This window comes from Chryseobacterium gregarium DSM 19109, assembly GCF_000430845.1.
Taxonomy (GTDB): domain Bacteria; phylum Bacteroidota; class Bacteroidia; order Flavobacteriales; family Weeksellaceae; genus Chryseobacterium; species Chryseobacterium gregarium.
This window is the reverse complement of sequence record NZ_AUMU01000001.1, coordinates 304785-319718: the sequence shown is the minus strand read 5'-3', so window position 1 is coordinate 319718 and position 14934 is coordinate 304785. Positions and strand designations below refer to the sequence as shown.

Here is a 14934-nt window from a genome sequence, read left to right as displayed (position 1 = left end):
CAGGATTGGCAGCAATAAAATCTGAATGCCAGCCGGAATTTTAATAATACGTTAAATTTCCGGATGAGGGTTCCGCCTTTGTTTAACAACCTTAAATTAACCGTATCTTTGCGGACTGAAAATGTAATTTATAATGAAAAGTATGTATTCTAAAATTCTGGTGCTGGCATTTATGGCATCTTCACTGTATTCTTATGCATGGGGGCTGACCGGACACAGAATTATTGCGGAAATCGCAGAAAACCATCTTTCCGGCAAGGCAAGAAGGGAAATTAGAAAGATCATGGGACAGGAACGTCTGGCGTATTGGGCCAACTGGCCGGATTTTATTAAATCTGACACTACGGGAGCATGGAAGCAGGCTGCGGCATGGCACTATGTAAATATCGACCCTCAGACCGATTTCAAGGTTTTTGAACAAAATCTGAAAGCGCAGGCCGGGCCGAACTTATACACCCAGGTAAATACCTTATCCAGCCAGATCAAAGATGTAAAAACTTCTGAAAAAGACAGGAAAATCGCTTTAATTTTCCTTATACATATCATGGGCGATCTTTCCCAGCCCCTGCATGTAGGAAGAGCCGAAGACTTAGGAGGAAATAAAATCAATGTTACCTATTTCGGAGAAAAAACAAACCTGCACTCGGTTTGGGACGGGAAACTGGTAGACTCGCAAAAGTACAGTTATACTGAATATGCCAAATTACTGGATATAAAATCTGGTGACGAAGTAAAGCAGATTCAGAAAGGCACATTGGAAGACTGGCTGTATGATTCGCATAAAATTGCAAACAGGATCTATGCACAGACTCCAAATGATTCAAAATTAGCTTACGATTATCAGTATAAGTTTAATGATACCATGGAAAGGCAACTTCTGTACGGAGGATTGAGGCTGGCAAAATTATTGAATGACCTGTATTAGTGAAGTGAATTATAACTTATTCAGATGATATCCTATAAGCGAAACTCCGGTTTCGCTTTTTTTGTCAGTTAAATATAAAGGGTAAATCCCTTTTTCTAAAATCCGAGAGCGATAATTTACAACTATTTTCTAATATGAAAATGAATTAAATGAAAAATTATTACGGCAACTGTAACCTTTTTGTTTCTTCGGACGTATAATATAATAGAAACTCTTTTTGAGGATATAATAGATGAGACAATTAAAAATCACTAAGCAGGTAACCAACAGGGAAACTGCTTCATTAGACAAGTATTTGCAGGAAATTGGTAAAGTTGAACTAATCACTGCGGACGAAGAGGTAGATTTGGCACAAAGAATCCGTGCAGGCGACAGAGCAGCACTGGAAAAATTAATCAAAGCCAACCTTCGTTTCGTGGTATCAGTATCCAAACAGTACCAAAATCAAGGTCTTTCTTTACCCGATTTGATTAATGAAGGTAATTTAGGACTGATGAAGGCAGCAAAAAGGTATGATGAAACTAGAGGTTTCAAATTTATCTCTTATGCGGTTTGGTGGATTCGTCAGTCGATTTTACAGGCATTGGCAGAACAGTCGAGAATTGTAAGGTTGCCATTGAATAAAATCGGTTCTATCAACAAGATTAATAAAGCGTATGCCCACCTTGAGCAGGAAAATGAAAGACCGCCTTCCCCGGAAGAGCTGGCTGAAGTTCTTGACATGAGTGAGGAGGACATTAAAGAATCGATGAAGAACTCCGGAAGACATTTGTCCATGGATGCACCTTTGGTAGAAGGTGAAGATTCTAATCTTTATGATGTACTGCGTTCCGGAGAATCTCCGAGCCCTGATAAAGACTTAATGCTTGAATCTCTTCAGATTGAAATTGAAAGGGCATTGAATACGCTGACGCCGAGAGAAGCTGACCTGGTAAGGTTGTACTTCGGACTGAACGGAAAACACCCGATGACGCTGGAAGAAATCGGCGAAACTTTTGATCTTACAAGAGAGAGAGTCCGCCAGATTAAAGAAAAAGCGATCAAGAGACTGAAACACAATACCAGAAGTAAGATTTTGAAATCTTATTTGGGTAAATAATTTAACGAAACAATTTAACTAACGGAGTCTGATTTTTCAGGCTCCGTTTTTTTTGTGAAAATTTTTCCAGTATCTTCAGCCTATCAAAATTATTACAAAATAAAACTCAAAAATAAGCTATGAAAAAAATATTCATCACTTCTACTCTGTTCTTATTTATCATTTCATGTCAGGAAAATAAAACGGCTGATAATGACATGGTTGAAAAGGCGGTTGAAAATACAGAATCAAGCTTTTCTATAAAGCGGATGAGCAAATCCAAAGCAATAATTGATGGGATTTATATAGAAAAAATTAAAGATGATGAACATCTTAAAGGCTTCCATAAAAGGTTCTTATCATTGCAGAATGACAGCAGAATAATGAAAGATCTGTATGATGACATTATAAGATCATCTGAAAATTATTATGCTGATGCAGATATGCGGACAAAAAATATCATGGATTCTGCTTTACAGAAAGAAGTTTTAGATCTTTTAAAAAACAGTTCAGAAAAATACGATGTTAAAATCAATAAACTGAATGCATTAAAAATTCAGGTAAATTTCAATATCATAAAACTCAATTCTTTTTATGACATTTATAAAATTAAAAAAACGCTTCCTGAGATCGAAAATTATCAGGAAACTCATCCTTTAGAAACAGACAGTTTACAGAATTTTATTAATAAGCAGAACCGATTATTGAACGAATTGAAAAATTTAAAATAATGAATTCAATCTCAATTATAGGGGCGGGAATCGGCGGGCTTACGCTTGGGAATATCCTGAAACAGCTGAATATTGACTTTACCATATATGAATCGGCACCGGAGATCAGGCCTGTAGGCGCCGGAATTATGATGGCTGTCAATGCAATGCAGGTATTTGACCAACTGGGATTAAAAGGAAAAATTGAAAATGCAGGAAATAAAATCCACGCCATTTCGATCACCGATGAACATTTCAAACCTATTTCAAAGACCGATGTCCTTGCCCTTGAAAAGAAACACAACTCCAGCAATGTAGCCATCCACAGAGCGGAATTACAGAAAATCCTGGCTGAAAATATCGGTTTTGATCATATCAGGCTGAATCATTCTTTACATCAAATTCAGAAAAAAGAAAATTATATTCTCAGTTTTCAGAATGGAAATGAAGTTGAAAGTAATATTGTTTTCGGGGCAGACGGAATCCGTTCAAATATCCGCCGCCAGATCATGAAAAGAGATACAATACGGAATACCGGACAAAAATGCTGGCGCGGATGGTCCGATTTTACCCTGCCTAAGGAATATGACCACGAAGCTTTTGAAATGTGGGAAAAAGGAAAACGTTTCGGGTTCGTAAAAATGTCGGGCAGCACGGTATACTGGTATGCTGTAGTGAATGAAGGTCTCTATAAAAATTCACGTAGTGTAGCGGAACATTTCAGCGGTTTCCATCCTTTAATTCTGCAGCTGATTAAATCTACGTTGCCGGAACATACAATTCTGAATGACCTTTCCGATCTCGCTCCCATTCCGGAATGGTATGCTGAAAACCTCTGCCTTATCGGTGATGCTGCTCATGCCACTACTCCGAATTTGGGTCAGGGTGCCTGTCAGGCCATTGAAGATGCTTATGTCATCGGGAAATTATTAGAGAAGACCCGGGACTTTAATTCTGTTTTCAAAGAATTCCAGAAGATCAGGAGAAAGAAAGTAGATGACATTGTTAACATAAGCTGGCGCATCGGAAAGTTTTCCCATTGGGAAAAGACAACCTTTTTACGGAATTTCCTGATGAGATCGGTTCCCAACCGCATTAATCAAAAATTGGCTGAAAAAATCATCCGGCTTGAGATGTAGTTCAGAAGATCCTTATTATAAGCTAAATTATTTAATCTCTGATTTTACGGTTCCGCAGGAAAGCATAGATTTTCCGTAATAAGGATTTACGATCTGAGATTCGTTGCTCAGCCAGCTTCCTTCAGCCATAGGGCAATACTGAACATAGACAGGATGCTCAGAAAGTTCAAAATCTTTTGTTAAAGCAATCATATAATCTGACAGTTCATAAAACGATTTTCGCTGGGCACTGATGTTCCGGGTTCCGGAAATTTCCGTTGCAGATTTTTTAAGTCTCTTTATATTTTCCGGTAAAACCGTTTTAGAATCTGTTGCAGAAGCAGTTTTTACAAATTCAGCGGCAGATTTTGATGTTTTAACTGCATCATCCGAAGCCAATGCGGATTTTACAGCAATATAGTTTTGATACAGCTTTGAAACCAGAGCGCTATTTTTAGACTGTGCGGACGCTGAAAGTACAGTCATTAAACATAGTAGTCCGGTAAAAATATATTTTTTCATTGTTCTGATTCTTTACAGTTATTAAAATTGCGAGAGATTTATAAATAATATATCGACCACAAATCTTCTTTTAAGAAGCAAATATAAAGATATCTAGGAAATATTGTTGTGATTTATAATTTTGCAGCAAAAATATCAACCGATTTTTTATTTTAATAATGATTTGAACATATGATTCGGTATATCAAAAAAAACTCCTGATAATTTCAGGAGTCTGATTTTTATGCTTTTTGCAGCTGTTTTTTAAAGCCGTCTTATTTAATTTTAAACTCTAGTTTTACATTAAAGAAACGGCCTGTAAGACGTACCGGAACAGGATACATTAAAGTCGTATTGGCATCGGTAATCCATTGGTTGGCCACTGTATTCCTGATATTGAAAGCATTGAAAACCTGAACGCCTAAGGTCAGTTCTTCAAAATTACCCCAGAAGCCATAGGTCTTTTTGTTTTCCTTTCGGTCGATAAATACTTTTGAAAGTCCGATATCCACCCTTTTGTAAGAAGGTAATGTTCTCTGATATTGGTATGGATCGGTAAGCACCGGCGCTCCTGTCGGGAGCCCCATGGCATACACTAAAGTCAGGTTTACCCGCATGGACGGGAATTTGGGCATATAATCCTGATAGAACATGGCAAATCTTAAACGCTGATCCGTTGGCCTCGGGATATCACCTTTACCGTCAATATTTTCAAATACCCTTGCATAACTGGCTGACAGCCATGAATCCACACCCGGAACAAATTCCCCGAATAAGCGGGTGTCAATTCCATACGCATATCCTGAAGCATTGTTTTTTCCGGTATAACGGATCCTGACATTGTCCATATAATACGGGATCAGGTCGTTCATTTTTTTGTAGTACAGCTCAGTAGTCAGCTTGAACGGCCTGTCATCGAAATAAAATTCGTAATCATTGGCAAGAATAGCCTGAATCGAACGCTGGGATTTTATATCAGCATTAAAATTACCGTCCAGGTCTTTAATTTCTTTATAAAATGGAGCCTGGTAATAAACACCTCCCGAAATCCTAAATAGCATATCGGTATCCCAATCCGGTTTGATGGCAAACTGGGCTCTCGGAGAGAAGATGGTTTCATTGTTAAAGCTCCAGTGGGCCACCCGTGCACCGGCATTCACAAATATTTTGTTGCTGCCCCAGAAAAACTTCTGGGAATACTGGGCATAGGCAGAAAACCGTGTCGGCTGGATATGGTTTCTGCCTGCAATATTATACATCAGCTTCAGGTCTCCGGCATTCCTCGGATCAATGAATTCTTCATGCGGAAGGCTGTACCCTGCAGAATCTACCAGCTTCCACTCGTTGGTAAGATCTTTCAGGTTTTCTTTTTCATACTTAAACCCAACTTCAATATCAGTATTGACATTGGGTGAAAAACGGGTTCTGAACTGGGTACCATATGTTTTTACAAATAAGTCATTCCTTGCATGCTCAATCTGCCCGCCTGCATCATAGGATGTAACAGGCTCTCCTGTAACCGGATCAAAAGTCTGTAAAACATAGGCTGATGCGATAGAATAATATTCCCGTTCACGGTTCTGGTAAGAGAAGGCATCCAGCGTAAATCTCCATTTATCGGACGGCTTGAAATTCATGGAAACCGTGCCCATCATATTTTTATACTTGTCATCCTCACGGCCTGCATACGCTACATTTAGTTTAAGCGGCTGCTGAAGGCTTCCGAAATCGACCTCCCTTTCCTTGGGAATCATTTCATAATCATTCTTGGAATAATATCCGATGAATGAAATGTTGAATTTCGGGCTGAAATGGTAGTTCAGATACGTCTGGAAATCCATATACTTAGGATTAAAATCGGTATCTTCCTTTAAAGTATTGAGAACAAGGTTGGTGTTCCTGTATCTTCCTGAAAACAAAGCGGTGAATTTTCGGTTATCGTCTTTGTCTTTCCCGGAGGCAAATCCGGCAGTCAGCCTGCCTCCTATCAGACTTCCTTCTCCGGAAAGTTCAAATTTTTCCGGCTCCCGGTAGTAAATATTCAGGGCTGAAGACATTTTATCGCCATATCTCGGCTCAAAGCCTCCAGCTGAAAAGTTCACGGTGGATACCATATCAGGATTAATGATGCTCAGACCCTCCTGCTGGGAATTCCTGATCAGGAAAGGCCTGTAGATTTCAATATCATTGATGTAGATAAGGTTTTCGTCATAGTTTCCCCCACGCACCATGTATTGCGAAGACAGCTCGGTATTCGAATTTACTGAAGGCAGGGTTTTAAGAATCCCTTCAATACCTCCGGAAATACTCGCTACATTCTGGGCATCTTTTGCTGAAATTTTTACGGCAGTAAGGTCATTGGTTTTTCCCGTTACCTTTTTCTGGAAAACGACTTCTTCAATAGCAGAAGTTCTCATTGTATCCTTTTTTCTGTTCTGAGAAAATAATAAGGCGGGAACCAAAAGGCTCAGTGGTAAAACTAGTTTTTTCAAAAGAAATATTTTAAAATTTCAAACGTGAATATATAACTTTTATTTTAACTTTTTTATAATTTATTTAACATTTAAAGACGGTAGATGAATCTTTTTTATTTTCTGCAGAAGCCTTAAAAGGGTGTCATAAAATACTTAAACGCATTTACGGTTCAAACTGAAAAACAAGCAGCAGAATCTTTATTAATGTTAAATGTAAAGGCAACCAATCAAATTTAGTTTAAAAATTTTAAAAAAATAAAAGCTTCATTATCAACTTTATTCCACGTTGATTTTACAGATTTAGATGCCCCATAAAATCTGCATGATCATAATCTGCGCAAAATTATTTTAAAAAGAAAATTTAAACAGGCTTTAAGATGTCAAAATTATAGAATAGCTTCCCGTACTCGCGTTAATTTCTGCAACAGGTCTTCCAGTAAATCCAGTCTCAGCATATTGGCTCCGTCGGACAAGGCTGTTTCGGGGGTCGGATGTGTTTCAATGAAAATTCCGTCAGCACCTACTGCAATACCTGCTTTGGCAACAGTTTCTATAAGATCAGGCCTGCCTCCGGTTACTCCTGAACTCTGGTTAGGCTGCTGCAAAGAATGGGTTACATCCAGAATAACGGGTGCATAAGCCCTCATGGTAGGAATTCCCCGGTAATCAACAATCAGGTCCGTATATCCGAAAGAATTTCCTCTTTCAATAATGGCCACTTTAGGATTATCGGAATCCGTAATTTTCTGAACGGCAAATTTCATGGATTCCGGAGAAAGGAACTGTCCTTTTTTTAAAGAGACGCATTTTCCCGTTTGTGCCGCTGCTATCAAAAGGTCTGTCTGGCGGACCAGGAACGCAGGAATCTGCAATACATCCACATACTGGGCTGCCAATGCAGCATGTTCGTTTTCATGGATATCCGTCGTAGTCGGGATATTAAAGGTCTCTCCTACTTTTTTAAGGATTTCCAGCGATTTTTCTTCACCAATCGTTGTGAAAGAATCTACCCGGCTTCTGTTGGCCTTTTTAAAGCTGCCTTTGAAAATATAGGGAATATTATATTTGTTAGTCAGCTCCACCACCTTTTCGGCAATCCTGAGTGCCATATCTTCACCTTCGATGATACACGGCCCGGCAATAAGGAAAAAGTTTTTTGAATCTTTGTGATGGATATTATCTAAATACTGAATCATTTTATTATTTATTAAAAAGTTCAGTAAAAGTAATGAGAAAGTTCCGGAATCGGAAATTTTTAATGAGTTTGGTTATTTGCAGATAATATAATTATGCTTTGCAGATAATCTTCAGATCAGAATTTCTTTAAAATTTTTTCAAACGTATTGATATTCCTGCTAGTAAACTGGTCTTTTAAATTTTTCCTGCCTAAAATCTTCCCGAATGCTGAATCGAGGGTATTGCCTTTCGAAACCTGCCAATAGAAGATGTGATCTGCGATGCGCGCCTCTTCATTTTCAGATTTTAAGGCATTTTCAAATTCTTTCATCAGAATGTTTTCGATACCACTGTTTCCGATGAATGCATACGAATGCAGGTTTTCGTTTTTTTCAAAAGGATTCCCATTCCATATGTTTTCTATTTCTGACCGGGATTTTATGAATAAAAAGGCTTCGTAAGAAAAATATTCAGACATGGCCTGTTCAAGGGTATTCTCTAATTCTTTTGACTTTGCATCAAATGAGAAAATAATATTTCCTGAAGCGAGAACAGAAACTACATCCTCCATTCCGGCATTTTCGATAACCTGACAGACTTCCGCCATTTTCATATGGGTTCCTTTGACATTGACACCGCGAAGAAAAGCACAGTATTTCATATTTCTGAATTAAAAACTATCTATGGTTATGTAACCCTTATGGTACATTTAACGTAAATATACACATTAAGCTGCTGCCATGTAGTTTCACAGCCTTAAATTTTAAAACACCATCATAAAAAAACGGAACCGAAGTTCCGTTTTAAGTGTGTTGTTATTGTGTTGCTTTGATAATGGAGTTGGTAATCTGGGTTTCCTTTTCTTTCGAATAGGTAGAATCAAAAGGTTCCATGACATCAAATAAATACTGGTAGAACGGGGTGATCTTCTGAACTTCTTCAGATTCGTTCATTGCTTTTTCCTTACCCATTTCTTTAAGGTTTTCAACGAAAGTATTGAATTTCTTATCAATCGGTTCTATGGACTTTACCAGATAATCGTACGCTTTGTCTTTCTTCCCGATTTTTGTATACGCATCGGTAACGGCAGAAACCACTAAAGAATACTCCATCGGTTTGGTCCTGATCTGTCTTCTCAGATAGCTCTGGTCTGCCTTGCTTAAGCTCATATAATAGTCATATTCTTCGAAGATTCCTTTTTTAAGAACTTCTGCAAGCTGAAGGCCTTTCCCTTCCTGTCCTGAAACAATATATCCATAAGCCATTGAGCTTAATGAACGCGGATCATTGTATTTCTGTGCCGGGATTTCTTTTGAAGCCAGATCCAGCATTTCCAGGGCTTTTCCTTTCTGCCCGATTGCTGATAAAGCTGCTGCGGCCCGGCTTGCGGACGCTCTGTAGCTCATAATGTTTGAAGTTGCGGTCTCATCAAAATGCGTATTCAGGTCCTTAAAATTACCCCATTTGTAGTTTTTCACTACATTATATAATGAGCTGGCATCTACCCTTCCCATTTCTCCGTCGGGAGTCGGTGGCGTATGAATCGGGATCAGCCTGTAGCTGAATCCGTCAAACTGAAGGTATTCATCAAGATAGAAAATGTTTTCACTGTCATAAATTCCTCCCGAAGAGAAGCTGATCGGCTTTTTCCAATCGAAATTGGCCAGAACATCAAGCATAATCAGGTTATTTTTATATAAAGTATTGGATTTATAGGTAATCATAATCTGGTTGACCGTATTTGGAAGATCAGCTGCCTTGATGATACCTGCATTTACTGCATTTACTTTGTTTACCGGTAAAATGAATTTATTCACAGGTAAAATATTGTATTTCTCATATTTCTCCTCTCCGAAATACATTTTAAGAAGTTCGTTTTTTGAAGGAGAAGTATATTTCAGGAAGCTGACCGCCTCTTTCATGGTCATTGAATCCTGAGTAAGGTATTTTCTGAACTCCGCAAATTCTGTTGCCGGAGCCCCTTGCTCTTTCAGCATGGAGAAAATCCCTTCCCAGTCATCTTTTTTCATCATATAGATCTGGTCGTTTACGCCGTCCCGGTAATCTTCATGGGTCAGTACCCCGGGAACCGGAGCAGCATTGTATGTCCTTCTTTTGATCTGATCGATGTTCCATGGGGTTGAAGCCAGCGTGAAGTTAACTACTTTCACATCATCTCTCAGTCTTTCCGTTTCCTGGATTGCCCAGACCGGATAAGTATCATTATCACCATATACAAAAAGGATGTCGTTTTTAGGCAATGATTTCAATACAGAATATCCGTAGTCATAAGAAGTATACCGGTCATGCCTATCATGTACAGTATAGTTCTGGAATCCCATCATGAAAGGAACGCCCAATAAAACCACGCCTGCGGCAATATTAGCGGCATTAGATTTTATTTTTGACTGTAACAGCCAGAGAATGCCACCGGCTCCCAATCCGATCCAGATCGCAAAAACGTAGAAAGATCCTACCATGGCATAATCTCTTTCCCTCGGCTCAAACGGCTTTACTCCCGTATAGAACACAATTCCTAGACTCATCAATACAAAGATTGAAAGCATGGCATAAAACCTTCCGAAATCCCTGTTCAACTGGAAAAAGAATCCGATCAACCCTAATATGAGCGGTAAAAAGAAGAATTTTACCGTACTTTCATTCTTGAATTTTGCAGGCATTTTATCCTGATTCCCAACAATGGAATTGTCAATAAAAGGAATTCCGGAAATCCAGTTTCCTCTTGTGATTTCCATATTTCCTTCAAGGTCGTTCTGACGACCTACAAAGTTCCACATCAGATATCTTAAAAAATAATATCCGTTCTGGAAGGTGATAAAATAGTCTAAATTCTGTCCCAGTGAAGGTTTCTGAATCGTAATTAAATTATAAGGCTTTACCTTTAAATAATCGGCAGCCGTAATGGTTTTATTTTCATATTTCTGTCTGAGCTCATCAAAAATCTGTTTGGCTTCCGGACTGTTGGCCACGTCTTCATTAGCATAATTAAATGAAAAATCCGGGGCTCCGTACATTGAAATATAGTTTGACATAACGTCTTTATCCTCACTAAACATCCTTGGCATAAAACCGACATGGGCTTTATTGAAAACATATTTAAAACGGTCTCCTGTTTTCCTGTAGGTTCCGGTATTCTCATCTTTTTCGTAAGTCTCTCCTGTTTTTGTGGTTTTGAAACTTCCGTCCTCATTCTTGTCAATTCCGTCTGAGGTAAGGAAAGCTGTGTAGTTCTGCCCATAAATAGTAGGCCAATCGCCATACTGCTCCCTGTTATAATAATCCAGCATCCCGATGGCATTGTCAGGATCATTAAGGTTCATCGGCGGGTTGGCATTAGCCCTGATAGGAATCACCATCCAGCAGGAAAAACCGATCATCATGAAAACTACTGATAAAGCGATCGTCTGATAAAGGCTTTTCTTCATTTTCTGCGAATAGGAAATAAGGAAATAGCACAGTGCCACCATTAAGATAAAGCCGGCAATAGTCCCGGAATGAAAAGGCAGCCCCAACCCGTTAACGAAGAAAATCTCAAGCTTCCCGAATAAAGTCATGATCAGAGGGAAAATTCCTTTAAAGACAATCGCAAGAATAACCAGTGTGATGACATTGGCAAGAATAAAATTCTTCCAGGTAAATTCATATTTCCTTGCATAATATACAAGGCAGACTGCAGGGATCGCCAGCATACACATCATGTGTACCCCGACTGAAAGCCCTAAAATAAAGAAAATCAAAATAATCCACCGCTCGCTGTCTGAAGCCAGGTATTCATTTTCCCATTTGGTAATCAGCCATACCAGAAGCGCAATGAACATTGAGGCCATTGAATAGACTTCCCCTTCCACGGCAGAAAACCAGAAGGTATCGGAGAATGTGAAACACAATGCGCCTACGATTCCAGCGAACAGGATAGAAATTTCCTGATGCTTTGTAACATCTTCAAAATCTTTGTGTAAAAGCCTTCTTACAAAATGCGTAATCGTCCAGAAAAGGAACAGGATCGTGAAAGCACTGAACAGTGCAGACATCCCGTTGATCACAATAGAATAGTTTTCGCCTTTTCCCAAAGCAAAAATGGCTGCCACTGCACCCAAAATCTGGAATAATGCAGCACCCGGCGCATGCGTTACTTCAAGTTTTACTGCTGAGGAAATATACTCGCCACAATCCCAAAAACTGAAATTGGGTTCTATGGTGGACAAGTATGTAATAAATGCAATGACGAAAATCACCCATCCGAGAACGGTGTTCCACTGCCTGAAAGTCCAATTTTTCATAGTTTTAAATCAATTACGCGAAAATAAGGTTTTTATATGATTTTACGCGGGTTTTAACAAAATTTAAAGGTTTTGGCTCGTTTTTTGACAAGTTTGATTTTTGGAAAGCAAGCTTAAAAAATAAATTTATCTTTATTATACAATAGAAATCAATCAAAATTTTAGAAATAAATTTATTTTTTGTATTTTTGCCGACAGATTTTTATTGGAAAAATAACAACTAATGAGTAATGTTTACGATAATATACTTGGCCTAATAGGAAATACTCCTATGGTGAAGCTTAACACTGTGACGAAAGATATTCCTGCAACCGTTTACGCCAAGTTAGAATCATATAATCCTGGACATTCCACTAAAGACAGAATCGCACTTCATATTATAGATAACGCTGAAAGAAAAGGTTTATTAAAAGAAGATTCCGTTGTGGTAGAAACTACTTCAGGAAATACAGGATTTTCAATTGCAATGGTATGCATTATTAAAGGATATAAGTGTATTCTTGCGGTAAGTGACAAAACGAAGCCTGAAAAAATAGCCTATCTTAAGGCTCTGGGAGCTACCGTATATATCTGTCCGGCAAACGTCCCCGCCAATGATCCGAGATCATATTATGAAGTGGCTAAAAGAATTGCCCTGGAAACACCTAATTCCATTTATATTAATCAGTATTTCAATGAATTGAATATTGATGCCCATTACCAGACTACAGGCCCTGAAATATGGGAACAGACACAAGGCAAGATTACCCATCTTTTTGCATGTACCGGAACCGGAGGAACCTTATCCGGATCGGCAAAATTTTTAAAAGAAAAAAATCCTGACATTAAAATCATCGGTGTTGATGCAGACGGATCAATTTTAAAGAGCTACCACGAAACCGGAGAAATTCATAAAGAGGATGTACATCCTTACCAGATTGAAGGAATGGGGAAAAACCTGATCCCCTCTGCCCTGCTTTTTGATAAAGTAGATGAATTTGTAAGGGTAAATGACGAAATGTCAGCTTACAGAACCCGTGAAATTGCTTTGAAAGAAGCTATTATGGGCGGATATACAACCGGGGCTGTTACACAGGGGCTTATCCAGTATGCACAGTCTTATGAGTTTTCAGAAAATAATCTGGTGGTACTCATCTATCCTGATCACGGTTCAAGATATATTACAAAGGTATATAGTGACAAATGGATGGCTGAGCAGGGGTTCATCAACAATTGTGTTCACAACTACGATGAAGTCTTCAAAACGGAGTTTATCAAATAAGAAAAGAATAAAGAATTTATACAAATAAAGCCTTTTTTGTAATCACAAAAGGCTTTTTTACTTAAAAAAATAATACTATAATGTTGGATATTTTTGACAGAATAAAACAAAATCCGGGACCTCTTGGACAATTTGCAGATTATGCTGAAGGATATTTTGTTTTCCCTAAGCTGGAAGGACCAATCGGCCCGAGAATGAAGTTTCAGGGAAAAGAAGTAATTTTCTGGAGTGCAAACGATTATTTAGGCCTTTGTAACCATCCGGAGGTTTTGGAAGCTGACGCTAAAGCGGCAGCAGAATTCGGGATGTTCTATCCGATGGGTGCAAGAGCCATGTCAGGTGAAACCCAGCAGCACCAGCAACTGGAAAAAGAACTGGCAGAGTTCACCCAGAAAGAATCGGCCTATTTACTGAACTTCGGTTATCAGGGAATGGTTTCGGCTATTGATGCTTTGGTAACAAGACATGATGTAATTGTTTATGATGCTGACTCTCATGCCTGTATCGTAGACGGGGTACGTCTTCACATGGGTAAGAGTTTTACGTTCAAACACAACGATATTGCCAGCCTGGAAAAAAACCTGGCCCGTGCCACTAAAGTAGCAGAGGAAAACGGCGGCGGGATCCTTGTTATCACGGAAGGTGTTTTCGGGATGCGCGGAATGCAGGGAAAATTGAAAGAAATCTGTGAATTAAAGTCAAAATTCAATTTCAGACTTCTGGTAGACGATGCACATGGTTTCGGTACTTTAGGGAAAACTGGAGCCGGAGCAGGTGAAGAACAGGGCTGCCAGGATCAGATCGATGTTTATTTTTCTACTTTCGCCAAATCAATGGCAGGTTTCGGAGCATTCCTTTCCGGAGACGAAACCATTATCCGGTTTTTAAAATACAATCTTCGTTCTCAGATTTTTGCCAAATCTTTAACCATGCCGATGGTCATCGGAGGATTAAAAAGGCTGGAGCTTTTAAGGACACGCCCGGAAATTAAAGCCAAACTGTGGGAAAATGTAAACAAGCTTCAGAACGGACTGAAGGAAAGAGGTTTTAATCTTGGGAATACAAATACCTGTGTAACGCCTGTTTTTATTGAGGGAACTACGATTGAAGCGACTCTTTTAGCTAAAGATTTAAGAGAAAATTACGGGGTTTTCACATCCGTAGTCGTATATCCGGTAATTCCAAAAGGAATGATCCTGTTAAGGTTAATTCCTACGGCATCTCATACCGATTCGGAAATTAATGAAACACTGGCCGCTTTTGAAGGCATCCGTGAAAAACTGATTTCCGGAGCTTATAAAGAAATGGAGAAGGAAATGAACATCGAGTACAAACAAATGTAACAGATTATTAAAATAATAGTAAAAACAGCTGTAGGACCTTCTTACAG

Annotated in this window: 11 protein-coding genes; 6 read left to right on the top strand and 5 right to left on the bottom strand. The window is 38.8% G+C overall.

Annotated elements, in window-relative coordinates; translation table 11 throughout:
* Window positions 1-133: 133 nt before the first annotated feature.
* The 4 genes from H561_RS0101610 to H561_RS0101595 all read left to right on the top strand — a co-directional run bounded on the left by H561_RS0101610 (window position 134) and on the right by H561_RS0101595 (window position 3852).
* Window positions 134-925 carry a S1/P1 nuclease gene (locus H561_RS0101610; RefSeq protein ID WP_027385417.1) on the top strand — a complete coding sequence of 264 codons (792 nt, stop codon included), beginning with the start codon at window positions 134-136 and terminating at the stop codon, window positions 923-925.
* A 232-nt stretch (window positions 926-1157) separates the two neighbouring features.
* Window positions 1158-2024 carry a sigma-70 family RNA polymerase sigma factor gene (locus tag H561_RS0101605; protein WP_027385416.1) on the top strand — a complete coding sequence of 289 codons (867 nt, stop codon included), beginning with the start codon at window positions 1158-1160 and terminating at the stop codon, window positions 2022-2024.
* 119 nt (window positions 2025-2143) lie between these two features.
* Window positions 2144-2734: a hypothetical protein gene (locus tag H561_RS0101600; RefSeq protein WP_027385415.1), complete on the top strand. Its 591-nt coding sequence runs from the start codon at window positions 2144-2146 to the stop codon at window positions 2732-2734.
* Window positions 2734-3852, top strand: coding sequence for an FAD-dependent monooxygenase (locus tag H561_RS0101595; protein WP_027385414.1), 1119 nt, complete (start codon window positions 2734-2736; stop codon window positions 3850-3852). The genes H561_RS0101600 and H561_RS0101595 overlap by 1 nt, the downstream gene beginning before the upstream one ends.
* A 27-nt stretch (window positions 3853-3879) precedes the next feature.
* Here H561_RS0101595 and H561_RS0101590 read toward each other — a convergent pair whose 3' ends face one another.
* From H561_RS0101590 to H561_RS0101570, 5 genes are all read right to left on the bottom strand, one after another.
* Window positions 3880-4353 (bottom strand): DUF3347 domain-containing protein, encoded by a 474-nt coding sequence (locus tag H561_RS0101590; RefSeq protein ID WP_027385413.1) that lies wholly within the window; start codon window positions 4351-4353, stop codon window positions 3880-3882.
* Between the two features lie 254 nt (window positions 4354-4607).
* Window positions 4608-6824 (bottom strand): TonB-dependent receptor plug domain-containing protein, encoded by a 2217-nt coding sequence (locus H561_RS0101585; protein WP_027385412.1) that lies wholly within the window; start codon window positions 6822-6824, stop codon window positions 4608-4610.
* 368 nt (window positions 6825-7192) lie between these two features.
* Window positions 7193-8002 carry a 3-deoxy-8-phosphooctulonate synthase gene (kdsA, locus tag H561_RS0101580; RefSeq protein ID WP_027385411.1) on the bottom strand — a complete coding sequence of 270 codons (810 nt, stop codon included), beginning with the start codon at window positions 8000-8002 and terminating at the stop codon, window positions 7193-7195.
* 116 nt (window positions 8003-8118) lie between these two features.
* Window positions 8119-8643: a DUF1697 domain-containing protein gene (locus H561_RS0101575; RefSeq protein WP_027385410.1), complete on the bottom strand. Its 525-nt coding sequence runs from the start codon at window positions 8641-8643 to the stop codon at window positions 8119-8121.
* A 154-nt stretch (window positions 8644-8797) separates the two neighbouring features.
* Window positions 8798-12283, bottom strand: a complete 3486-nt coding sequence (locus H561_RS0101570; RefSeq protein WP_027385409.1) for a glycosyltransferase family 117 protein — start codon at window positions 12281-12283, stop codon at window positions 8798-8800.
* Between the two features lie 223 nt (window positions 12284-12506).
* On the opposite strand from H561_RS0101570, the gene H561_RS0101565 reads away from it, so the two are divergent.
* Entirely contained in the window at window positions 12507-13544 is a 1038-nt protein-coding gene (locus H561_RS0101565) for a PLP-dependent cysteine synthase family protein (RefSeq protein WP_027385408.1), read from the top strand.
* Window positions 13545-13627: 83 nt separating this feature from the next.
* A complete protein-coding gene (locus tag H561_RS0101560; protein ID WP_027385407.1) occupies window positions 13628-14887 on the top strand; it encodes an aminotransferase class I/II-fold pyridoxal phosphate-dependent enzyme in 1260 nt (419 codons plus the stop codon).
* The last annotated feature ends 47 nt before the right edge of the window (window positions 14888-14934 follow it).